This is a genomic window from Butyrivibrio sp. NC2007 (assembly GCF_000421405.1).
GTDB lineage: Bacteria > Bacillota > Clostridia > Lachnospirales > Lachnospiraceae > Butyrivibrio.
The window spans coordinates 100,833-125,591 of the sequence record NZ_ATWY01000007.1; the positions used below are offsets into that span (position 1 = coordinate 100,833).

Genomic DNA, 24,759 nt, shown 5'->3' on the forward strand with positions numbered 1-24,759 from the left:
GAAGAAGAAATGGCTAACGAAAATATTGAGAAAAAAGATATGAGCCTTGATGATGCAAACAGAGTCAGAGTTCTTTCTCCCGGAATGATGGTCTTTAAGAGATTCATCAGAAACAAGCTCGCTATTGTAGGTATCGTTATTATAGTATTTATGTTCCTGTTCTCATTTGTGGGAGGCCTTTTAAATCCTTATTCACAGAGTCAGGTATTCTATACAACAGAGCAGATCCTTAAGGATTATGCCGGAGCAACAGCTATAGATCAGTATCAGATCTATCAGGTAGATGGAGTAAAGCTTCCATCAGATATTTATTCAAAGACACTTATTGCTGCTTCCACAAACAAGTTCGTATTTGAGACCAGAGACGGTTCACTTTTAGGACTCGGAAATGTAGGAGAGGGCGTATACCGTATCTTCTCTTTGGAAGAAGTAAACATGCTTCTTAAAAAGAATGCTGCTTATGATGAAGCAGTAGCAGCAGGTGAGAACTTCTTTGTTGACAAAGACGGTAAGACTTATGTTTTCCAGGACAATGGTGACCCAATGCCATCTGTTTATGAAGCAACAGAGATGGGCGTAGCTGCCATGAAGTCTTTTACAACCTATGAAAAGGATGCCAAGCTTTCATACGAATTCTACTGCGGCGCTCTGACAGCCGTTGCTGATGGAGAGAAGTCTTTTGAAGCAGACGGCAAGACATATTCCGTTGATGGAGATGTCATTACTGATGGCACTACAGAAGTAGCTCTTGTTTCAGACGTCAACTTCAACGCTGCCAATGCAGGTGTGTTCATCAGCCCTGCATACAAGGAGGCTGCTATGGCTGCTATCGAGGCTGGACAGACTTCCTTCACCTTCGCTGATGAAGACGGAACCGAGATCGAGTACAGGATTGAGAACAAGAACGGACAGTACACCTTCAGAAGATTCCAGGAGACACGAGTTATCGATACATACGCAAGACCTTCAGCTAAGCACTGGGTTGGTACAGACGCTAACGGCATGGACCTTCTTGCAAGACTTATGTACGGTGGACGTATCTCACTTCTTATCGGATTCGTTGTAATCTTCATTGAGGTGTTCATCGGAATGATCATCGGTGGTATCGCAGGCTTCTTCGGAGGCTGGGTAGATAACCTCCTGATGCGTATAGTAGATGTGGTTTACTGTATTCCTACAATGCCTCTTTACCTGATCCTTGGTTCAATCATGGACTACTATCAGGCAAGCGCAACAACACGTATTTACATGCTCTGCGTTATCATGGCTGTTATCGGATGGGTTGGTATTGCCCGTATCGTAAGAGGACAGATCCTCTCTCTTCGTGAGCAGGAGTTCATGGTTGCAGCAGAAGCAACAGGTATCAGTACTTACAGACGTATCTTTAAGCACCTTATTCCAAACGTAGTTCCACAGCTTATCGTATTCGCAAGTATGGGACTTGGTGATGTTATCCTTGCAGAGGCTACACTTTCATTCCTGGGACTTGGTATCAAGTATCCTGCAGCTTCCTGGGGATCAATCATCAACGCGGTTAATGATTCTTACGTTATGAGCAATTATGTATTTGTTTGGCTTCCTGCCGGCGTATTCATCCTGCTTACGGTTCTTGCCTTTAACTTTATAGGTGACGGACTTCGTGATGCGTTTGATCCAAAGATGAAGAGGTGATAAAGATGGCTAAAAAGGATAATTATATTTCTGCCAGGGAGTCGAGAAGGATTTCAAGAGAAAACCGTAAGATCACTGCAGCAATTGAGAAAAAGAGAAACAGAAAAAACATTCCGGAGAGCGAGTATGTTACTCAGATGAAGAATCCGGATAACTGTGTAGAGTTTGATAATGTACACACATATTTCTTTACAGATATAGGAACAGTTAAGGCCGTTGACGGTGTTTCCTTCGAAGTACCAACAGGTAAGACTGTAGGTATCGTTGGTGAGTCAGGATGCGGAAAGAGTGTAACTTCTCTTTCACTTATGCAGCTGGTTCAGCGCCCTTCAGGACAGACTGTCGAGGGTGAGATCAGATTCAACACCGGAGATAAGGCTATTAACGTAGTAAATGCACCTGCATCTTACATGCAGAAGCTCCGTGGTAATTCCATGGGTATGATCTTCCAGGAGCCTATGACCAGCCTTAATCCTGTATTCAGGATCGGCGATCAGGTTGATGAGGTTATTAAGCTTCACAACCCTGATATGAGCGCTGATGATGTTAAGGCAAGAACACTTGAGATGCTTCAGCTTGTTGGTATTGCCAACAAGGAGGGCGTTTACAAAATGTATCCTCATGAGCTTTCAGGTGGTATGAGACAGCGTGTCATGATCGCTATGGCTCTTGCCTGCGATCCTAAGCTTATCATTGCCGATGAGCCTACGACAGCTCTTGATGTTACAATTCAGGCTCAGATCCTTGACCTTCTGCGTGATCTTAAGGACAAGATCAATTCATCTATCATGCTCATCACCCATGACCTTGGCGTTGTAGCTGAGATGGCTGATTTCGTTGTTGTTATGTACGCCGGAAGAGTAGTAGAAAAAGGTACTGCTACAGAGATCTTCAAGGATCCAAGACATCCTTATACCATCGGACTTATGAATTCAAAGCCCGTGGTTGGTAAGCACGTAGATAAGCTCTACAGCATACCCGGTAATGTTCCTAATCCTATTGATATGCCCAATTATTGCTATTTCAAGGATAGATGTGAGATGTGCACAGAAAAGTGTAACGGCGCTTATCCTAAGACTTATAAGGTATCACCTACACATGAGGTTGCCTGCTACAGATGTGAGGAAGGAGGGCTTAACTGATGGAAAATATATTAGAAGTTAAAAACCTCAAGAAATACTTCCCCATAAAGGGCGGCTTCTTTGGAGGCGTTACAGGAGAAGTTAAGGCTGTTGACGATGTTTCTTTTACAATCAAAAAAGGAACAACAATGGGACTCGTTGGAGAGTCAGGCTGTGGTAAGTCAACAACAGGACGTACAATCTTAAGACTTATTGAGAAGACTTCAGGAGATATCATCTTCAACGGTCAGGATATCAGTACGCTTGATAAGAAGCAGCTCCGCGAGCTCAGAACCAAGATGCAGATCATCTTCCAGGATCCGTACTCATCTCTTTCACCAAGACTTCCTATCGGTGAAATCATTGGAGAGGCTGTAAGAGAGCACGGACTTGTACCTGCATCAGAGTATGATGAGTACATCAGCAATATCATGAAGGAGTGCGGACTTCAGGAATACCACAAGGACAGATATCCTCATGAGTTCTCCGGCGGACAGAGACAGCGTATCTGTATCGCAAGAGCCCTTGCTCTTAAGCCTGAGTTTGTTGTATGTGATGAGCCTGTATCAGCGCTTGATGTTTCTATCCAGGCACAGATCATTAACCTTTTAAAGCAGCTTCAGGAAGACAGAGGACTTACATATCTGTTCATTTCGCATGACCTTTCTGTAGTTGAGCACATTTCCGATACTATTGGCGTAATGTATCTTGGAAATCTGGTTGAGACAGGTAATACAGAGGATATCTTTGCAAATCCTCTGCACCCATATACAAAGGCATTGTTCTCTGCAATTCCAATGCCTGATCCTGATATCAAGAAGGACAGAATCCTGCTTCAGGGAGACATTCCTTCACCTGCAAACCCACCTAAGGGCTGCAAGTTCCATACAAGATGTTCTCAGTGTATGGCTAAGTGTAAAGAGGTTGCTCCTACTCCTAAGGATATGGGAAACGGACACGCTGTTTGCTGCCATCTTTACGATGAAAACTGATCATTTTGGAAACTGAATAAGTAATGCATAAAAGGCGGTGAAAATCGCCTTTTTTTGCGGAAAAAAAGCCGTTTTTATGGTAATATAAAAATAGATTATTATGTTAAATTTTATTTTAAGAAAAAGGGGATAATTATGGCAAAAACTATGGCTGAATGGAAAATCGGTGATCCTATGATCAACGAGAATGACTTTTGGCAGGACGAGAACTATGTGGCAGAAGATCCTGAAAAGGAAAAAATGGTTCTTGAGCTGGCAACTCTCATTACTGATCGTATGATCAAAAAGATCACCAAGAAGGTCAACAACAGAGATCCTGAGTACTGGATGCTTGACCGGGTTCTTAACAAGGAGCAGGTAAGATTCTGTCTTAACTTCAAGAAGACACGTGTACCTTATTCAATTCCTGAACTTGCTAAGATGAACAACATGACAGAAGAAGAGTGTACCAAGATGGTTCACGACCTCAGATTTATCGGTATCATCGAGCAGAACAGGGCTAAGACACCTGATAAGCACCTTCAGTATGAGCTTCCTATTTTCGTTCCGGGATCAGCTGAGTTTATGATGATGCAGGATAAGATCACTGATGAGCATCCTGAGATGGCTACATTCTTTAACCTTATGACACAGCTTCCACTTCAGGGAATCACAGAGTCTGTTCCACCAGGAGGAGCCGGTATCGGAATGCACGTTATTCCCGTTGAGAAGGCTATCTCACTTGAGAATCAGTCAGTACCTGTAGAGCATCTGTCACGCTGGATCGACATGTATGACAAGTACGGTATTTCAGAGTGCTCATGTCGTAAGCAGCAGGCTATGCGTGGAGAGGGAAGCGGAGAGATCCGTGGTGATTACTGCATAGGTATGGGAGATATGGCCGAGTACATGGATGATCGTGGAATCGGACACTATATCACCAAGGAAGAAGTTTATGAGATCTTAGAGAGAGCAGAGCGTCACGGCTATGTTCACCAGATCACAAATATCGACGGCGAGGGCAAGATTGTTGCTATCTGTAACTGTGCTCCCGGCGTATGTAACGCTCTTCGTACATCACAGCTCTTTAACACACCTAATATGTCAGCATCAGCTTACAGAGCTCATGTTGAGAAGGAGAAGTGTGTTGCCTGCGGTAAGTGCGTAGAGGTATGTCCTGTCGGCGCTGCTAAGCTCGGCCAGAAGCTTTGCAAGAAGAACGGCACAGAGGTTACTTATCCTAAGAGCGAGCTTCCTGATAACAAGAAGTGGGGACCTCACAAGTGGAACTATAACTATCGTGACGATGCCAAGATCAACTGCTATGACACAGGTACAGCACCTTGTAAGACTGCCTGTCCTGTTCACCTTTCAGTTCAGGGATATATCAAGATGGCTGCTGAGGGCAGATATGAAGATGCTCTTAAGCTCATCAAACAGGACAATCCATTCCCTATGGTTTGTGGTGCTGTCTGCAACAGACGTTGTGAGGACGCATGTACAAGAGGAACCATCGACCAGCCTCTTGCTATCGATGAAATCAAGAAGTTCATCGCTTCTCTCGACCTTAAGGCAGATAAGAGATATGTGCCTCTTTGCGAGAAGCATGACGGCGGTATGTGGGGCGATGAGTACAAGGTAGCAGTAATCGGTGGAGGTCCTGCAGGACTTTCAGCTGCATATTACCTGCGTCTCAACGGCTATCCTGTAACCGTATTTGAGAAAGAGAAAAGAGCCGGCGGAATGCTTATGAACGGTATTCCAAGCTATCGTCTTGAGAAGGATATCATCGAGGCAGAAATCGATGTTATAAAGGAAATGGGCGCTGAGTTTAAGTGCGGCGTAGAAGTAGGAAAAGACATTACAATCGAGCAGCTTCGTGCTGAAGGATATAAGGCATTCTTCATCGCTATCGGTATGCAGGGCGGAAGAATGGCAGGAGTTCCCGGTGAGGATTCCAAAGGAGTTCAGACCGGTGTTGACTTCCTTCGTAACATTAACCAGGATCACTCAATTAAGCTTAATGGTGAGACTGTAGTAATCGGTGGCGGTAACGTTGCTATCGACGTTGCAAGAACTGCTGTAAGAGCAGGTGCAAGCAAGGTTACAATGCTTTGCCTTGAGAGTGAAAAAGAGATGCCGGCTGCTAAGGACGAGGTTGCTGAAGCTAAGGAAGAGGGAATCGAGGTTAAGAATGGCTGGGGACCTAAGGAAGTTCTTTCTGAGAATGGTCATGTAACAGCTGTTGTATTTAAGAGATGTACTTCAGTATTTGACTCAGAGCACAGATTCAGCCCTCAGTATGATGAGAACGACACAATCACAATTCCTTGTGAGAATCTGCTTCTTTCCATCGGACAGTCAGTTCAGTGGGGAGACCTTCTTAAGGGAACAAAGGTTGAACTCAACAGAAACGGCACAGCAAAGGCTGACGCACTCACAAGACAGACAGCAGAGCCTGATATCTTCGTGGGCGGAGATGTATTTACAGGAGCTAAGTTCGCTATTGATGCTATTGCAGGCGGAAGAGAAGGCTACGTATCCATCAACCGTTTCGTTCATAAAGGAAACCGTCTTGACCTTGCCCGTGACAGAAGAGAGTTCATCGAGCTTGATAAAGACGACATTAAGGTTGAGAGCTTTGATAACGCACAGAGACAGATTCCGGGCAAGAAGGCCGGAGTTGCCAAGGATACCTTCGATGACCTCAGACTTACTCTTACAGAGGAGCAGGTTAAGACTGAGGCAGCAAGATGTCTTGGATGTGGTGCTACAACCGTTGATGAGAACCGTTGTATCGGATGCGGACTTTGCACAACCAAGTGTGAATTCGACGCTATCCACCTTACACGTGATATGCCTGCTGCAAGCACAATGTACAGATCTGAGGACAAGCTCAAGGCTGTTGGACCATACGCAGCAAAGAGAGCCGGTAAGATCATTATCAACAAGCTCACAGGCGGCAAGTAATATAGTAATAAAGACAAAAAATATGGGAGTAGGTTTCAAGGAACCTACTCCCATTTATTTGCTTGAATTTCTCAATTATCTGTAGATGATTCTGATGAAGCTGCGGAAGAACTCTCTGTTGCCGATGTGTCTGTTTCAGTTGCAGGAGCTCCTGTACCTGCGATTGAGCTGTCATAGCTCTGAACCGATGTTACATACCAGGTTCCTGTTTCTTCGTTCTTGGAAAGGTTAAGAGCGATGAGATAGGATACCGGCTCGGAAGACTCTATAGCATCTTCATAGATATCTACCGCCAGGAGAATAATGTCGTTATAAGCCTTGGCAATGGCTGCATCCTGTCCCTGTTCCTCTGTGATCTTTAAAAGTTCGTCCTGGCTATTGACGTTGTATTCATCAGTCGCGGCAGTAAATTTAGCCTGCGTATCCTCACTGGTAATAATATCATAGGGAAAACTTGCCTTCATGGTGACGTAAGCAGTAGCAGTTCCGTCATCGTTTAGTGAAACCTCTGTGAGCTGATATTCCTCCATGAGAGTGGAGTACATGGCTCCCAGTTCGTCAAGCTTAGCTACTGTTGTATCATCCAGCTCCGGATTGCCGAGCTTGGAGGTGAGATCCTCTTTCAGATAATTTTTATCGAAAAGAGCTACGAAAGAGCCTGTGGATACCTCTGAAGAAGAGTAATTGTTTATGGCGTTGGTATCGCCGGTCTTAACGGCTTCCATAAAGCCCTCGGCAGCTTCCTTGGCTGCGCTCTTATCGGATGAAGAACAGCCTGTTAAAGCGGATAAAGATAGCAAAATTGCAACAGCTGCTGCAGCTATTTTCTTATTTCTGATCATGATATAACTCCTTAAAACGAATATAGTCTCAAGTGGCTTAGCCACAAATATTACATTTTCTGTAACACCTTGCCTAGTATAGCATATTATAGCTATTTCTCCAACTTTTTTTATTCTTTTAATAATTGACTGGGGTAATCAGTGATAAAATGTATTTAGTGGTCTGAACGTAATTGCAATGATAAATTAACAATTATATAACGCAAGGAGGGTTATCGATGAGAGTACTTTTTGGTGAAGGAATTGTTAAGGAAGTCGAAGAAGTGGAAGTTAAGCCACTTGACTTTGGAGACGGCCAGATTTCCGGAACAGAGATTGATTTTGCTCTTACCAGCGGAGATCATATTAAGTATATTTACAGCCAGAATGTTCCGATTGAGGAATCGGGTTCAAGAGCTATAGATTTCGTCAGAAAGCTGTATGAGGATGGCAAAGCAGACTTTACACATGAGCCTGTAGAAATGCTCTAAAAACAGCCAATAATCGCAAAATAAAAGGTCCTGAGCTTTTTAAGCACAGGACCTTTAATACTGCTGCGTGATTTCCATAAGATTCTCCTATCTGATTATCAGCGCTTTCCAAGACGACCTTGGTTCTTAAGTTCGATTAAAAGATCAAAAACAACCCCCAGTGGCAGACCGGTAATATGAGCTACTTTTTCAGGATCAGGATAATACTCATTCTCGCAATCGTGAAGAATGCAGTCAATTACTTCCATTTTTGCATCACATGTAGCTGTCATACACATTTCTCCTCCTTTCTTAAATTGTAAAAATACTCAGTAGCAGATATTTCCTGCTACTGAGTATTATAACGTAATTATGTATGCCAAGTTAAGGCTTTTGTGTGAAATTTTAGAAAAATTTATGAAATAAAACCCTCTCAGCCCTTTGTCTGCATGTCTTTGAGCTTGTTGGCCTGTTGGAAAATCTGTCCCAGAGTGCCTTTGAAAGCCTCGAATTTTTCAACTGCCCTGTCTGAGGACTCTAAGCCCTGATTGGAAAGAGACGCAACTTCCTGACTGGTGGCGGATAGATTTGAAATACTGTCATTGATCTCTGTAGTAGAAGATGCTATGGATTTCATGCCTTCTCCGATTACCTGGAAGCGATCGAGCATCTCTGTTACGTTGTCATTGATGCTGTCGAAGTTTTCGCCTACGGTTTCGATCATTTCGTTCTGTTCTGATACAGATGCAACAGTGTCATCTATGCTGGCCATGGCTTTCTGTACATCTTCGGTAAGCTCATTGATGATATTTGTGATCTCAGTCGAAGCTGTGTTTGTTTCAGCAGCAAGTTCTCTTACGTCATTGGCAACAACTGCAAAACCTTTACCTGCATCGCCGGCTCTGGCAGCTTCGATACTTGCATTGAGAGCAAGAAGGTTGGTCTGCTTTGAAATTGACATGATGGAGCCGACAATCTTCTGAACTTCTTCCACCTTGTTGATAACAGCCTGAGTGGTTTCAACGGTTACCTGACTGGTTCTTGCAACATCCTGTGACTTATTCTTAAGCTCACTTATTACCTGAACGCCTTCCTGTACAGTTCTCTGAGCATTCTCAGAGGCCTTTGTCATCTCTTTTCTGTTTTGTTCTGTGGCATCTGTTTCTTCCTGGATTTCCTGAACCTTCTGAGCCTGATTGGTTATTGCCTGAGCAGTACTTTCCATGCTGCTGGCGATATCCTGCATGCCTGAATGCTGAGTATCCATGATTTCCTGAAGAGTGCTCATATCTTCCTGGGATTCGTTGAAGAGATCTGTAATGGTATTGGCAATAGCAGCCATAGCATTTCCGGCCTGAAGAGTTTTGTCTGCATTCTCACTTATGACTGCATTGTTTTCGGTATTAAACATGGTCAGAAGTGTAACGGTGCAAAGACATGCGATGAATGCAAGGCCAAGAGTTATGGCAGCCGGCAGTAGAGACTGATCCATAGAACCAGTTGCAATATAAATCTTTACGCAAGTGATTATAAAAGAAAGCGTTATAGCAGCTATTCCATACTTACATAAATTAACGTTCAAATAGATGATGGAGCATATCAGTATCGGAAGGCCGAATGCGAAGTATATAAGATTATCTTCAGCAATAAGAAGGACAAAGTAAAAAATAGTGGAGCCTCCCATTAAAAGAATTGATCCTCTTTTTACTGTAGGGAATTTGAAATTACCAATAGCAGCCATAGCACCACCAATTCCGGCAGCAATAATGATGGCTATTCGTCCGGGGGTTACGCCGGCACTAAACAGCTTGATAATTGTTAATATCAGACCGCTTACAAGAATTACAACACATACATAGAAACTGTTATTGGTGGCTCTTTTGTACTGTTCAGCGTTCATATATTATTCTCCCTTAGTTTTAGATGAATTGACACCACTCTAATTTTAACATGTAAACAGTGAAAATAACGCAAAAGCGTTTATTAAAAATTGATAAAGAAAATCCTCTAATACGCGCATTTATTATATATTCATTTCTTTTTATACTTTTTTAAGAACATATTGTATGCGCTGTATAGTACAATTATTATGTTGTCTAATAAATTGACAATTCAAAGAATTTCCAAACAATTCCATTAAGAAAAGGGGTAAACAGATGAAGAAAATGAGCCTTCGTGCCAAGATGCTGCTTTGTATCCTGCCTATCATGGCTATTGCAATGGTGCTTCTTACATATGTGGCAGCCAATCAGCTGAGCGCATCAATTCAGACAGGAAACACCGACACAATGAATCAGACAGTAATAGCTAACGCTAATATTGTTGATGGCAAGCTCAAGATCATTAAGACATCCTGCGTTGATATCGCACAGATGATATCAACATCCTATCGTTTTGTTACGATGGATAACTACAAGGGTACAATCACTAAGATCATAACCAATAATGACTCGGTACTTGGTTCCGGAATCTGGTTTGAACCATATGTATTTGATGAAAAAGAAATGTACGTAGGTCCATATTGGTATAAAGATGGCGGGCAGATTGTTGAGACCTATGATTACAGTAATGCAGAATACGATTACTTCAATCAGGAATACTATCTGAATGCTAAGGGCCTTTCAGAGGGACAGGCAATAATTACAGATCCATACTATGATCCTACATCAGGTATCGTTATGGCCAGCTGTTCTGCACCAATCTATGACAATGGCACATATGTTGGCTGTGTAACAGTAGATATGTCTCTTGGCGATATTGAAGAGATGGTTGCAAGTATTCAGGTTGGTAAGACCGGAACAGCTATGCTTTTTGATTCAAAGGGAACATACCTTTACTGCCTTGACTCTGCAAAAGTAGAAAATGGTGTAAATGTTACAGCCGATGAAAATCCGAATCTTGCAGCTATGGGTGCAGAGCTTATGGCCAAGGATTCTTCATCACCTCAGATGGGCGCCTTTATGGAAAACGGCAAAAACGTCCTTCTGACATATGTTACTATCCCTGACGTTAATTGGAAGCTTGCACTTCGTATGAATATAGATGAGCTGGAAGAGCCTGTTAAAGCAGCTACAGCTAAGCTTTCTGTAATCTGCGTTATAGCTCTTTTGGTAGGCGCAGCTATCATTTGGGTATTCGTAATGAGTATCTCAAAGAGCATCAACAATGTTAAGGCCTTCGCCGGATCTCTTGCAAACGGAGACTTTACAGTTAATAAGATCAAGAGTAAGAGCGGAGACGAGCTTGGCCAGATGTCCGATTCCCTCAACAACATGTTTGAGAGTAACCGCGATGTTATCAGTAAGATTTCAGATGGATCCGAGCAGGTATCCGAGACATCATCAGGTCTTGCAACCATGGCAAGCGAACTTCAGGATCAGTTCACAAGTATCCAGGGCAATATCTCAGGTGTTAACGATGCTATGATGTCCTCCGGTGCAGCAACCGAGGAGGTTAATGCTTCTGTTGAAGAAGTTAATGCATCCGTTCATCAGCTTGCCGGAGAGACAGAGAAGACCAGCGCTGAGGCTGCAGATATCAAGGCAAGAGCAAGAGATATTGAAAGACAGTCCAAGCAGGCTTATGACAATGCCATCAGCATTGCAGAGCAGAGAGAAGCTGATCTTGCAGAAGCCAATGAAAAGGCTAAGGTTGTTGATCAGATCGGAACTCTTGCAGATACAATCGCTGAGATTGCTGACCAGATCAACCTTCTTTCACTCAATGCAAGTATTGAGGCTGCAAGAGCAGGAGATGCAGGTAAGGGATTTGCGGTAGTTGCTTCCGAGATCAACAAGCTTGCAAGTTCAACATCTGAAGCAGTTGAACAGATCAGAGATACAATCGATGGCGTACAGGAAGCTTTCGGAACACTTTCAAATTCTTCAGGAGAGCTGCTTGAGTTTATTAAAGAGACAGTTACACCTGACTATGATAACTTCGTAAATGTAGCTAAGCAGTATGGAGATGATGCTGATTCCTTCGGCGGTTCTTCAGAGAACATTGCTCAGATGGTTGAGAATATCAGATCTGCAATGGAAGAAGTTTCAAAGGCTATCCAGAATATCGCAGAGTCCACACAGGATACTGCTGATCTCTCCAGCAGAGTAAACGACTCCGTAATGGCAGCTGCAGATGTTGTTTCTAATGTAAACGACATGTCAGGCAAGCAGGAAGAGATCGCCGGAACACTTAAAGAGATTGTTGGTAAGTTCAAACTTAAATAAAGAGCTCCGAATGGAGCAATAAAAAAGCAGTGGGAATGATAACATTCCCGCTGCTTTATTTTTGGGTGTCGCTTTTTTAAAGTGTGTCCTGCCTCTTGATATACTGTGGAGCATCAGCCTCGCCCCTGATATTCTTGGCATGAATGATGTGAGCCCACTTATCTACAATAGCATTTTCAATGTGAACTCCCTCCTCAATCGTGGAGTAGGCCATGATAATGGAGTTCTTGATAACAGCTCCCTTCTTGATGGTTACACTACGTCCGATGATGGAGTTATCTATTGTTCCTTCGATGAGACATCCGTTACTTACAAAGGAATTAGTAACCTTGGCGCTCTCAAAGTACTGTGTAGGACATGCGTCCGTTGTTCTTGTGTAGATAGGCCATTCAGGTCTTAAGAGGTCATGAGCCTTGTCATAGTCAAGAAGCTCCATTGAAGCGTTGAAGTAGTCCTCAAGACTTGTGAGAGTAGCAAAGTAGCCTCTGTGCTGGAATGCTCTGATGTCCATATCCTTGCACTTAAGGTTTACGATATCTGCAAGAGTGTACATGGATGACATCCAGTTAGCTGATTTGACCAGTTCCACAAAAACATCCCTATGCATACAATAGGTATCCATGAAGATATTCTTTGAATTGGCTGTTCCGAGGTTCTTGTCGATGGACTGAACACCCTTTTGCTTGTTAACTGTAACGGTGTGACAGTTCTTGAAGTACTCTCTGGCGTTATCAACCTTGTGGTAAAGGAGAGTAACGTCTGCGCCTGAAGCAACATGTGCATCGAGAAGCTGTCTGAAATCCTGCTTGTAAACCATGTAGCTGGGAGCGATGATAACATAATCCTGGTGCATACGCTGGATGATATCAAGGTTCTCCATATAAGCTGAGATATCGTTGTTGTAAATGGAGCGGGAAGATGAGTTCTGAGAGAAGAGGAGCTGAATCTTACCTCTCTTTGAGTTGATGTTGTAATGTCTTCCGCTTCCTACGTGCTCTGCGATTGATCTCGGCCTTGAACGAACATATACCTGAATACGGTTAATGTCACTGTTACTCATGTTTGAAATAGGGAAGTCTATAACACGAAATCTTCCAAGGAAAGAGAATGCGCCGATGGGGCGGTAATCGTGAAGACCCTCTACATGGATGGAGTTATCTGCGGAGGATACTATACCAAATGCCTTAACTGTCATTACTTTGTACCTCCTTTCACATTTTTAGCGACAAGCTCAATGCTCTCGCTGTTCTTAGAGCCGACTTTGGCTTTCTTGCCAATATGAACATCTTCAGCTACCAGTGCTCTTGTGACCGTTGCACCTTCCTCGATCACTACGCCGGGCATGATGACTGAATCAACTACCTTGGCTCCCTTGCCGATAACTGCTCCCGTAAAGAGAACGGAGTTTGTAACGCTTCCCTCTACTCGAACACCCTGTGTGATGTAAGCTTTCTTGATCTTGGCTTCCTTACCTATGTACTGAGGAAGAGTGGATACATCCTCTGTGTAGATAAGCCATGATGAATCATTGAGGTTGAGCGGATTCTTGGGATCGAGAAGGTCCATGTTTGCTTCCCAGAGGGAGTCGATGGTTCCTACATCCTTCCAATAACCCTTAAACTCGTATGCGAAAAGACCTCTCTTTTCGTTTAACATTCTTGGAATAATGTCTTTTCCGAAGTCATGATCTGAATCGGGATTCTTCATATCCTCAATCAGCATCTTGCGAAGAAGCTTCCAACTGAAGATATAGATACCCATTGATGCGAGATTGCTCTTTGGCTTGGCGGGTTTTTCCTCAAATTCTATGATCCTGCCCTTGCCATCTGTGTTCATGATTCCGAAACGGCTTGCTTCACGCATGGGAACACCGCGGACAGCAATGGTTGCGTCAGCGTGCATCTGCTTGTGATAATCAAGCATCTTGGAATAATTCATCTTGTAAATGTGATCTCCGGAAAGAATGAGAAGATACTCCGGATCGTAGGTATCGATGAAATCGATATTCTGTGAGATTGCATCAGCGGTTCCGCGGAAAACATCAAGGCCCTGATCAGCCTTTTCGCGGGGAGTTAAGACATAAACACCGCTGTCCCTGGTGTCGAGACCCCAACGTCCGTCCTGTGCCACATAACTGTTAAGAAGTACGGACTCATACTGTGTAAGGACACCGACTACATCGATGCCACTGTTTGCACAGTTACTTAAAGGGAAATCAATGATACGATATTTTCCCCCATAGAAAACTGCTGGCTTAGCTACCTTCGTGGTTAGGTCTTTTAGCCTGCTTCCACGTCCACCTGCCAGGATCATCGCTAACATTTCGTTTTGCGCCATAGTAAGATCCCCCTATCATTGTGTTTGTAGAAATACCCTATAAACTATGATATAATGCATGAGGACTTTAATCAAGCACGAAAGGGGTATTTTAGGGTGCTTTCAGTAATAATACCTGCATACAATGAAGAAGAAATAATACCGCAAACTGCATCTGTGATCGATGGCATTTTGAGCGGTGAGAATATAGAACATGAATTGCTTTTTGTGAATGACGGCTCCAAGGACAAGACCTGGGAAAAGATAGAGGAGCAGGCAAAGACGTTTTCCAGTGTAAGAGGCGTTTGCTTCTCAAGAAACTTTGGAAAAGAGTCAGCAATATTTGCGGGGATTGCTGAAGCAAAGGGAGATTGCTGCGTAGTGATCGACTGCGACCTGCAGCACCCACCGGAGAAGATTGTTGAAATGTACAGACTCTGGGAACAGGGCTATGAAATAGTTGAAGGAGTTAAGAGCAACAGAGGAAAAGAGAGTGGCTTGCACAGGTTTGCGGCCAAGAGCTTTTATGAAATCATGTCAAACTCAGTTGGCTTTGACATGTCGAGGGCATCAGACTTTAAGCTCCTTGACAGAAAGGCCATGAACGTCCTTCTTAACATGCGTGAAAAGAATGCGTTCTTCAGAGCGCTTTCATCCTGGATCGGATTCAAATCCACCGAGGTTGAGTATGAGGTAAGAGAGAGGGAAGTCGGAACATCCAAGTGGAGCACCAAGGCTCTTTTCAAATACGCTCTTACCAATATCACTTCCTTTACATCTGCTCCGATGCAGATCGTAACATTCCTTGGAATTATAGTTTTTGTAGTTGGCCTTGGCGCCAGCCTTGAAGCAATTATCACTTTCTTTGAAGGAAAGGCACAGGATGGTTTTACAACGGTAATCATACTTCAGTGCTTTACGGGATCATTTATTATGATGGCACTGGGAATCATAGGATACTACATTTCCAAGATCTATGATGAGGTCAAGGGAAGACCGAAGTATATTATCGATAAGACGGTATAAATCTACGGAATTTTATAAAATTATTATTGGTTTAAACATTTTTTAGAGGTACAATATAAGTAAGTGGGAGTTTGTCTTTAAATGGCTGAAAGGAGAACTTTATGCTTGCTACGTTGATACCTCTTTTTGATAACCAGATGTCTGTGAGTGCATATTCTGTCTTTGCTCGAAAGACTAATCTCTTTTTGAACCCCTCTTTCATGGCCGGTGCAAGATTTGACGGAGCCGGAACGGTTCCCGAACTTGAAGTTGTAAGCAACATGGGTGTTGCAACTCTTTCCGGCGGAAAGGAAGTCTTTGTTCCCATAAATCAGTTCTCCGTATTCGCGGAAATTTCCCTTCAGTGTACAGTTCCACCCGAGAAGGTTGTTCTTCTTATGGACAACTCTATTCCGCCTGAGGCAGAGTACATCAAGAGGGTAAAAGAGCTTAAGGAACAGGGCTACAAGCTCGCCATCCGAAAGATTCCCATCAGCAGTTTTGAAGATTACAAGGAGATAATCAGCCAGTGCAATTATATCCTCCTTGATCATGCCAAGATAGATATTTCAAAAGCTAAGATATACTTTGGCAGACAGTATCCAAACATCAAACTCTGTGCTGTCAACGTAGATACAAAAGAGCAGTATGACAAGCTGGTAGAAGACGGCGGCTACGACCTCTACGAGGGAGGTTTCTTTAGAATGCCGGTAACAAAGTCAGAGACGGAAGTTAACCCTCTGAAGGTCAACTACATTGAGCTGCTAAACGTGGTCAACGCCCCTGACTATGATCTTACCGATGCTGCAGATGTCATTGGAAAAGACCCTGCTCTTGTAATTTCTCTTTTGGAAATGGTCAACAGAATGGCCTTTAATTCAGAGATTACTTCCATTCGCCATGCAGCAGCAATGCTTGGACAGAAGGAATTAAAGAGATGGATAAACACAGCCGTTACCAAGGAGCTGTGTGCAGATAAGCCTACAGAGATCATAAGACTTGTAATGATAAGAGCTAAGTTTGCAGAGAACCTTGCAAGCGAATTTGAGATGGCGATGCATGCTCCTGAGCTGTTCATCATGGGACTGTTCTCAGCACTTGATATCATGCTCGAGAAGACTATGCCTGAAGCCCTTGATATGGTTCAGGTTTCTAAGAATGTAAGAGAAGCACTCCTTGAAGATAAGGGAGATTTTGCCAAGGTACTGGATTTTATTAAATGCTATGAGGATGCGGACTGGACAGAAATATCCAGGATTCTGGTTCTTGAAGACATTGATATGAACGATGTTTATACTGCATATCTCGGGGCACTTAGATGGTATCGCGACCTGATTCCCGCATAAGGAAAAAGATCTTTTGGATGCCTTGAGGGTTTTGTATGGTAGATGTTAGAGGTATCGGCAGTTTTACCTTTAACCTTGCGGCTATTGTCATTTCACTGACCTGTCTTTTCTATACTCTTTTGATGGGCAGAAACCGCAGGTTTAAGAATAAACTGTTTATTACGTTAATAGTAATTGTTATCGTTGATTCAATAACAGTTATCGGAGCTGACCTGGTTGTTGCCGGAGGTATTTCCCATGCCGGGAAGCTCCTGTTTCTTAATGTGCTCCAATTCCTCTATTTCTTTACCCATTTTGCAATAGCCCCGATATTTGCCCTGTACATCATTTTGGTATGCAATGTTTCGTATAGGTTTTCAAGAAGCGCACAGTTCTGCCTTGCGCTGCCTTTTTATATTCTTGAAATTCTTGTTCTGACCAATCCTCTTACACGTTTTGTCTATATCTTTGACGATAACCTGACATTCCACAGACATGCCGGAGTGTATGTTGCATACATTCAGGCCGGTTTCTATGTTCTCTTTGCGATAGTGGCACTCTTCCTGTACTGGAATATCCTAAACGGTATGAAGAAGATAGCCCTTTTGTATTTCTTTGCCATAGTCATAGTCGGAACCCTGATACAGATGATACACAGCAATATCCAGTGTGAGCTTATGTGCGAAGCTATAGGACTTATGGGTATTATGATAGTTCTGGAAAACGACGATGACAGAATGGATATGTCCACAGGTGCCTTCAACAGAAATGCAATGACCAGGGATGTGGCGAGCTATTTTAAATACGGACGAAGCTTCTACAGCATCTGTATTAGAATGGTCAACGCCGATTCGTATCGCAAGATAACAGGCTACGAAGAGTTTGAGAAGATACTTAGGGAGATTGTCAATTTTATCCGCAGTATAAACAACGGTTTTGATGTTTACAGGGCAGCTTCGGACTGCTTTATGGTTGTGTGTCCGGATATTGACGGAAGCGACGCAAAAGAGGCTGCGGAAAAGATTTATACGAGATTTAGCATGGGCTGGTCTTTGGGAGATAACACCTTATTCTTAAAGGCTTATATCCTCATGGCCTCATCACCTGATCAGTTTGCGTCTTTGGATAATCTCTATTTCCTCAGCGATACCTCAATTGATGCGGACAACGACAGAGTTTTAAGCGAGCATGACCTGGACTTCATCTTAAGAAGAGCAGAAGTTGAGAAGGCTGTAAAAAGAGGTATTGGAACAGATGCCTTCAAGGTTTACTTTGAACCTATATACACCAAGGAAGATCTGGCTATCTGTGCTGCTCAGGCAGTTGTTGTTTTTGAAGATCCCGAGCTTGGAAAGATAGAGCCCGAAGAGTTCATCCCGATAGCGGAGCAGACAGGACTTATAGAAAAGCTCGGATGGTTCACCATCGATGAAGCTTTCTATTTCCTGGGCGGTGGTATTGCAGAAGAGATGGGACTTTTGTTTATTGAAATCGGCCTTTCATCTATTCAGCTCATCAAATCAGACTTCAGTAAAAGAGTCAGAGAAGCTCTCTCAAAGTTTGGAGTCAGACCGTCGCAGATTGTCTTTGACATCACGGAATCAGCAGCTGCAACGGATCAGGATGTGCTTGGCGTTGTTATGTCTGATCTTGCGAAAGACGGAATCCGATTCTTTATGGATGAGTACGGAACCGGCTTCTTTAACATGCAGTCGGCATCATCTCTGATGTTTGAAGGTGTAAAGATGGATGCAGCTCTTTTGCATGTGGCAGGTAAGCAGATGCAGAACAAGATCATTCTTGAGAACAGACTCAAGATGATGAATCAGATGCTAAAGCGCGTTGTTATCGATAATGTTGACAGTCAGGAGCTCCTAGATACCATTGCACACATAAAGGCTGACTATCTGAAGGGAGCATATTTCTCCGAGGCGGTAAGTAAGAACGAGTTTATCGCAATCCTTCGTGCCACTGAGCTTGCAAGGATGGAGGAGAGAAGGGCAAGAGCTGCCAACGAAGCCAAGAGTAATTTCCTTGCAAATATGTCACATGAGATCAGAACCCCCATCAATGCCGTGCTCGGCATGAATGAGGTCATTCTTCGTGAGTGCAAGGACGAAAAGATCCTTGAGTATGCCCAGAACATTGAAGGCGCGGGAAGAACTCTTTTGTCACTGATAAATGATATCCTTGACTTCTCCAAGATCGAGGCGGGAAGCATGGAGATCAACGAGTCGGATTACGACTTCTCATCAGTACTCAACGACGTTTACAACATGGTTCATATCAAGGCATCCCAAAAGGCGCTGAAGCTCGAGTTTGATATTGATGACCAGCTGCCTGAGAGGATGCATGGCGATGAAATGCGCCTTAGACAGATAATGGTCAACATCCTTAACAACGCAGTCAAATATACCTCAGAGGGTAAAGTGACCTTAAGAATCACAGGCTACAGGGAATATGAGGATCTGATAACCCTTAAGATAGATGTCACAGATACCGGCGTAGGTATCAAGGAAGAGGACAAAGAAAGACTCTTTGAGAAGTTTAAGAGACTTGATATAGACAAGAACAAGACGGTGGAAGGAAGCGGACTTGGACTTGCAATCACCAGCTCTCTTCTTGATCTAATGGGCGGAAATATCTCCGTTGAGAGTGAATACGGAAAGGGCTCAACCTTCACAATGTCCCTACCGCAGAGGGTTGTGGATGATACGCCTATAGGAGACTTTAAGACCAAACTTCAGGAATCCGTCAAGGAGAGAAAGAAGTATAAAGCTAAGCTCACTGCACCTGAAGCAGAGATCCTTGTAGTTGATGATACACCGATGAATCACGTGGTGATAAGGGAGCTTTTGAAGAATACCAAGGCAAAAGTAGAGTCTGCAAGAAGCGGAGATGAGTGCTTAAAGAAGCAGCACGAAAAGAAATATGACATCATCTTCCTGGATTACAGAATGCCCGGAATGGATGGCATTGAGACTCTGGATGAGATCAAGAAGGATACGGCAAGTCCCAACAAGGACACTCCGATCATCGTCCTTACAGCAAATGCTATTTCAGGCGCCAGAGAGAACTTCCTCAGGGAAGGCTTTGATGATTATTTAAGTAAGCCGATAGAGAGTGACAGGCTGGAAGATACACTTATCAGATATCTGCCAAAGGATAAGGTTTTGATTTCCTCTGAGGAGAATGCATTTAAAGAGATTCCTGATAGCAGCAAGGATACGGAAGAATATCCGCAGTGGCTTAAAGAGCTTGAAGAGATAGATGTGGGCGAAGGCCTTAGAAACTGTGGCGGAGTAGACAGCTACTTCAGCATTATCAAGGTATATTACGAATCAGCGCAAATGACAGAATCAAACCTTGTAAGTGCCTATGAGGATGAGAACTGGAAGGATTATACGAGCTATGTTCATTCCTTAAAGAGCACCAGCAGAACCATTGGTGCAAAGCAGCTCAGCGAACTGGCCAAAAAGCTGGAAGATGCAGGTAATGCAGGTGATATAGAAACCATTAGAGATCATCAGGATGAACTGATGAATCTGTATGCGATAGTTATTCATACCCTCTCAGAGGTTCCGGGAATTGATAAGGAAGATGAGAGTGATGATACAGAGGATAAAGTTGACATAAGCACAGCACAGTTAAAAGACGCATATCAGAGCATCATAGAAGTCAGCAAGAGCCTTGATTATGACACACTTACCTTTATTCTCGATTCATTAAGAAGCTACAGACTCTCCGATGCAGACCGTAAGATAACAAGAAGTATCGGAGAAATGGCCTACAAACTTCAGTGGGATGAGATAGTGAAGCTGGCATCGGAAGGACTTGCCGGATTGGAGGAGTAAGCTATGTTTAATAAAAAAATATTACTCGTAAGAAATGAACAGACATTCCTGGTAAACGCCATAAAGAACGCATTGGATGCTGCCAAATTCATAGTGGATGAAGCGGCTTATTCCATTGCGGATCTAAGTGCAAAGGCCAAGGATGCCAATCTGATCCTTCTTTATACGGACAATGAGCTTGAGGAACATCGCGATGCCATGGTCTACCTTAAGGATCTGAGCATGGAAGACAACATAGTCATGATGGTCATAGGAAACAAGGATGCCTTTGACTTTGTTCATCAGTATATTCCCAAAGAGGATGTGGCATACGAGATAGAAAGACCTCTTGATATGGCAGACCTGGTTCAAAAGGCGCAGATTGTCACAGATGATGAGTACGAGTTCCAGAGAAGAAAGAGTATTCTCATAGTTGATGATGATCTTACCTTCCTTCAGATGATAAGGGAGTGGCTAAAAGATACCTACAGAGTCGGCATGGCAAACTCAGGAACACAGGCTGTTGCATGGCTTGCAACCAACAAGGCCGATCTTGTGCTTCTTGACTATGATATGCCTGTTCTTGACGGTCCAAAGGTTCTCGAGATGCTAAAGAGCGAATCATTTTCCAGCTCGACACCGGTAATGTTCCTTACCGGCAAGAACGACAAGGAGAGCGTTACAAACGTTATCGCACTAAAGCCGGCCGATTATCTGCTTAAGACTATATCTAAGGATAAACTTCTTTCAACTCTGGACGCATTCTTTAAGGCGAGGAAGTAATACATGGGTGATTTAAATCCTATTGGAGCGCTATCCTTTAGGACTGCTGCGGCTATAATCTGCATAACCTGTATATTCTACACGGCTGTGATGAAAAGAGAGACCACAAGAAGGCTCCGCAGCCGTTTATTTCTTGCTGCCCTTGTGATCACTCTCTATGACTGTATCACCGGTATCATCAATACCGTTGTTCTAGGCAGCAATCTCTCTCAAAGTATTAAGAATGTAGTTATTTATTTTAATAAGCTAAGCTATTACGGAACACATTTTGCTTTTGTTCCGATATTTGCGTTGTACATAATGATGGTCTGCGATGTCTTTCACAGATACAAAAGTAAACTCAAACTGGCAATATTCCTTGCGCCGTGTCTTATTCTCGAGATTGCGGTTCTGACCAACCCATTCACAGGCTTTATCATCAGCAATAATCTTGAAAAGAATTTTGCCAGAGGCGGTGGCGTTTATCTGGCTTACATTATCAGTGCGTTTTATCTGGGATTTTGCTTCTATCTTCTTGGCAAGTACTGGAATACCATGAATCACCTTCAGAAGATCGCCATGTTCTATTTCCTGGGACTTGCTGTGCTGGGCGTCTTCATACAGATGATATTCCCTGAGATAATCTGTGAGATGCTGGCTGAATCCCTGGGACTGATGGGCATTATGATCATGATTGAGAAGGACGACTACAGGCTTGACTATAAGACAGGGGCCCTGAGCAGAGCTTCACTCCTTCAGGATTTAAAGGGCAGCATAAATGTGGGAAAAGAGTTTGTGGCCATCTATGTTCGCATTGTTAATGCTGACATTTACAGGCGAGTTATGGGCTATGAAGGATATGATATCATCCTCACAAAAGTTGCGGATTTCCTTAAGGGAATTAACTATGAATACGATGTTTACAGGACTACCGGCGGCAATTTCTATCTGATCTGTACAGATGCAGATGAAGATACGGTAGATATAATCATTGACCGCATAGTGGAGAGATTTGGACAGAGCTTTGAAGTAAGCGGCGGAGCAACCAATGTTAAAGCCAAAATCATCTGTGTAAAGTCTCCCGATGAGTTTAACGATGCCGACGATATTTTAAGGCTCTCCGAGACTAAGATTGATGACGACGAAAGAATGGTATTTCGGGGAAAGGACCTTGATTTCATTCATAGAAGTATAGATGTCGAGAAGGCAATCATAAAGGGAATGGCAGGTAATGCCTTCAGAGTTATGTATCATCCGGTATATAAAAAAGAGACAATGGGAGTATTCTCTGCAGAAGCTCTTTTGACACTTAATGACCCGGACCTTGGCAGGATCAGATTCTCTGAGTACATGGCTGTTGCTGAGAATGCCGGAGTTATTGATGAACTTGAATTCAGAATGATTGAAGCCGTTTGTCAGTTTATCAATACCGGAGTAATAAAGTCGGAGATGAATATAAAGATATTCTGCATACACATAATGTCTGTTCATGTTCTAACTCAGGAGCTGGTGGAAAAGGTAAGCTTTCTTATAAAAAAATATGAAGTAGATCCTGCCATGCTCAGATTCAGTGTAAATGACACGATCGCAACACAGGCACAGGATGTACTTGGATTCATAATGGATGAGTTTAACAAGATCGGAGTAGAGTTTATCCTCCTTAACCATGAATCGGTATTTCTTGGTCTTGATGTAGCAACTATTGATAAGTTTGACGGTATCAATATCGATGTCAAAAGACATTTCGAAACCGCGGATGAGAATCAGGCGGATGCAATACTACGCAACAGGGCAGCTATGGTAAGCCAGCTCGGTAAGCGCGTTATCCTTAGCGGCATAGACAGTAAGGAACTGTACAACAGGATAAAAGACGTAAAGGCAAACTACCTTATAGGAGATTATCTATCACCTATGGTAACAAAGAATGAACTTCAGAATAAATTCTGGAATAATGAGGTATTTTCGGACAACAGATGATCAATTGGTTTTGTTATCTGACAAATAGCGTGTATAATTAATATATCAAGTAATCCGAAATGGAAAGGAGAAGAATTATGAAAAAAAGATTAGCATTGGTATTGGCGGGGCTTATGACTCTTGGCCTGATCGGCTGCGGAGAGGCTGAATCTTCGGCTCCTGCAGCTACTGAAACACCCGCAGCAACTGAGGCACCTGCAGCTGAAGCACCTGCAGCAGAGGCTGAAAGTTCAGGAATGGACGCACTCATCGAGGCAGCTAAGGCAGAGGGTGAACTCATTGTTTACGGTTCCTGCGAGGAAGAGTATCTTGCAGCAGCTTGTGAGAACTTTGAGAAACTCTATGGAATCAAGGTTCAGTATCAGCGCCTTTCAACAGGTGAGGTTCAGAGTAAGATCGAAGAAGAGAACGGAAATCCTTCAGGTGATGTATGGTTCGGCGGAACAACAGATCCTTACAACGTAGCAGCTTCAGAAGGACTCCTTGAAGCATATGATGCACAGAATGCCAGCCACCTTCTTTCAGATAAGTATCGCGATGCTGATGGATACTGGTATGGTATCTACAAGGGAATCCTTGGATTTATGGTAAATAAAGACGAGCTTGCAAGAATGGGTATCGAAGAGCCTGCTGACTGGAAAGACCTTCTTGATGAGAAGTACAAAGGTCTCGTTTGGCTTTCAAACTACAACACAGCAGGAACAGCTAAGCTTGTTATCAACACAATGATCCAGAAGTATGGTCATGACGAAGGTATCCAGTACCTTGTAGACCTTGATAAGAACATCGAAGTTTACACAAAGTCAGGTTCAGGCCCTTCTAAGAACGTTGGTACAGGTGAGTGTGTTGTTGGTATCGGATTCCTTCATGACGGTATCACACAGATCGTTGACAACGGATATGGCAACATCGGCCTCATCATTCCTTCAACAGGAACATCTTACGAGGTTGGTGCAACAGCTATCTTCAAGGGATGCCAGCATCCAAATGCAGCTAAGCTTTGGATTGAGTATGCACTCAGCCCTGATTGCGTAGAGCTTGCAGCACAGAACGGTTCATATCAGTTCCTGGTTATCGACAATGCTAAGCAGCCTGAGCTCGCTACAGAGTTTGGCCTTGATCCCGAGAACGTTATGGATTATGACTTCGAAGATGCTAAGCAGAACACAACAACTTACATTGAAGAAGTTATGAATGCACTTGGAAGCGCAGCAGACGATCGTTTCCAGACAGAGTGATTTCTATATCGGGGATATTACAGGGCGGATGTTTATCCATCCGCCCTTCTCTT

At 43.3% G+C, this 24,759-nt stretch carries 17 protein-coding genes; 12 read left to right on the forward strand and 5 right to left on the reverse strand.

The annotated features are described in order from the left end of the window. Positions 1-9: 9 nt before the first annotated feature. From G632_RS21720 to G632_RS0107600, 4 genes are all read left to right on the forward strand, one after another. Positions 10-1,671: an ABC transporter permease gene (locus G632_RS21720; RefSeq protein WP_022768418.1), complete on the forward strand. Its 1,662-nt coding sequence runs from the start codon at positions 10-12 to the stop codon at positions 1,669-1,671. 5 nt (positions 1,672-1,676) lie between these two features. Then, positions 1,677-2,813: an ABC transporter ATP-binding protein gene (locus G632_RS0107590; protein ID WP_022768419.1), complete on the forward strand. Its 1,137-nt coding sequence runs from the start codon at positions 1,677-1,679 to the stop codon at positions 2,811-2,813. Further along, entirely contained in the window at positions 2,813-3,784 is a 972-nt protein-coding gene (locus tag G632_RS19265) for an ABC transporter ATP-binding protein (RefSeq protein ID WP_022768420.1), read from the forward strand. Before G632_RS0107590 ends, G632_RS19265 begins: the two co-directional genes overlap by 1 nt. A 174-nt stretch (positions 3,785-3,958) precedes the next feature. Beyond that, complete coding sequence (locus tag G632_RS0107600; protein WP_051154912.1) at positions 3,959-6,733, forward strand: FAD-dependent oxidoreductase; 2,775 nt, start codon at positions 3,959-3,961, stop codon at positions 6,731-6,733. A gap of 71 nt (positions 6,734-6,804) precedes the next feature. On the opposite strand, the gene G632_RS0107605 is transcribed toward G632_RS0107600, so the two are convergent. Beyond that, complete coding sequence (locus G632_RS0107605; protein WP_022768422.1) at positions 6,805-7,575, reverse strand: hypothetical protein; 771 nt, start codon at positions 7,573-7,575, stop codon at positions 6,805-6,807. A 218-nt stretch (positions 7,576-7,793) separates the two neighbouring features. Here G632_RS0107605 and G632_RS0107610 point away from each other — a divergent pair, with 218 nt between their 5' ends. Beyond that, complete coding sequence (locus G632_RS0107610) at positions 7,794-8,045, forward strand: hypothetical protein (RefSeq protein ID WP_022768423.1); 252 nt, start codon at positions 7,794-7,796, stop codon at positions 8,043-8,045. A gap of 98 nt (positions 8,046-8,143) precedes the next feature. On the opposite strand, the gene G632_RS21960 is transcribed toward G632_RS0107610, so the two are convergent. Together G632_RS21960 and G632_RS0107620 are read right to left on the reverse strand one after the other, a co-directional pair. Further along, a complete protein-coding gene (locus tag G632_RS21960; protein ID WP_022768424.1) occupies positions 8,144-8,317 on the reverse strand; it encodes a hypothetical protein in 174 nt (57 codons plus the stop codon). Between the two features lie 140 nt (positions 8,318-8,457). Continuing rightward, on the reverse strand, positions 8,458-9,924 hold the full coding sequence (locus G632_RS0107620; protein WP_022768425.1) for a methyl-accepting chemotaxis protein: 1,467 nt from the start codon (positions 9,922-9,924) through the stop codon (positions 8,458-8,460). A gap of 256 nt (positions 9,925-10,180) precedes the next feature. Here G632_RS0107620 and G632_RS0107625 point away from each other — a divergent pair, with 256 nt between their 5' ends. Next, on the forward strand, positions 10,181-12,250 hold the full coding sequence (locus G632_RS0107625; protein ID WP_022768426.1) for a methyl-accepting chemotaxis protein: 2,070 nt from the start codon (positions 10,181-10,183) through the stop codon (positions 12,248-12,250). A 76-nt stretch (positions 12,251-12,326) separates the two neighbouring features. On the opposite strand, the gene glgD is transcribed toward G632_RS0107625, so the two are convergent. Together glgD and G632_RS0107635 are read right to left on the reverse strand one after the other, a co-directional pair. Further along, positions 12,327-13,445, reverse strand: a complete 1,119-nt coding sequence (gene glgD / locus G632_RS0107630) for a glucose-1-phosphate adenylyltransferase subunit GlgD (RefSeq protein WP_022768427.1) — start codon at positions 13,443-13,445, stop codon at positions 12,327-12,329. Further along, entirely contained in the window at positions 13,445-14,587 is a 1,143-nt protein-coding gene (locus G632_RS0107635; protein WP_022768428.1) for a glucose-1-phosphate adenylyltransferase, read from the reverse strand. Before G632_RS0107635 ends, glgD begins: the two co-directional genes overlap by 1 nt. Before the next feature lie 96 nt (positions 14,588-14,683). Here G632_RS0107635 and G632_RS0107640 point away from each other — a divergent pair, with 96 nt between their 5' ends. From G632_RS0107640 to G632_RS0107665, 6 genes are all read left to right on the forward strand, one after another. Then, a complete protein-coding gene (locus G632_RS0107640) occupies positions 14,684-15,592 on the forward strand; it encodes a glycosyltransferase family 2 protein (RefSeq protein ID WP_022768429.1) in 909 nt (302 codons plus the stop codon). Positions 15,593-15,693: 101 nt separating this feature from the next. Next, positions 15,694-16,917: an EAL and HDOD domain-containing protein gene (locus tag G632_RS0107645; RefSeq protein ID WP_022768430.1), complete on the forward strand. Its 1,224-nt coding sequence runs from the start codon at positions 15,694-15,696 to the stop codon at positions 16,915-16,917. A gap of 35 nt (positions 16,918-16,952) precedes the next feature. Beyond that, positions 16,953-20,750, forward strand: coding sequence for an EAL domain-containing protein (locus tag G632_RS21085; protein ID WP_022768431.1), 3,798 nt, complete (start codon positions 16,953-16,955; stop codon positions 20,748-20,750). 3 nt (positions 20,751-20,753) lie between these two features. Next, a complete protein-coding gene (locus G632_RS0107655; protein WP_022768432.1) occupies positions 20,754-21,512 on the forward strand; it encodes a response regulator in 759 nt (252 codons plus the stop codon). Between the two features lie 3 nt (positions 21,513-21,515). Beyond that, a complete protein-coding gene (locus G632_RS0107660; protein WP_022768433.1) occupies positions 21,516-23,468 on the forward strand; it encodes an EAL domain-containing protein in 1,953 nt (650 codons plus the stop codon). A gap of 77 nt (positions 23,469-23,545) precedes the next feature. Further along, positions 23,546-24,706, forward strand: coding sequence for an ABC transporter substrate-binding protein (locus tag G632_RS0107665; protein ID WP_022768434.1), 1,161 nt, complete (start codon positions 23,546-23,548; stop codon positions 24,704-24,706). Positions 24,707-24,759: the final 53 nt, after the last annotated feature.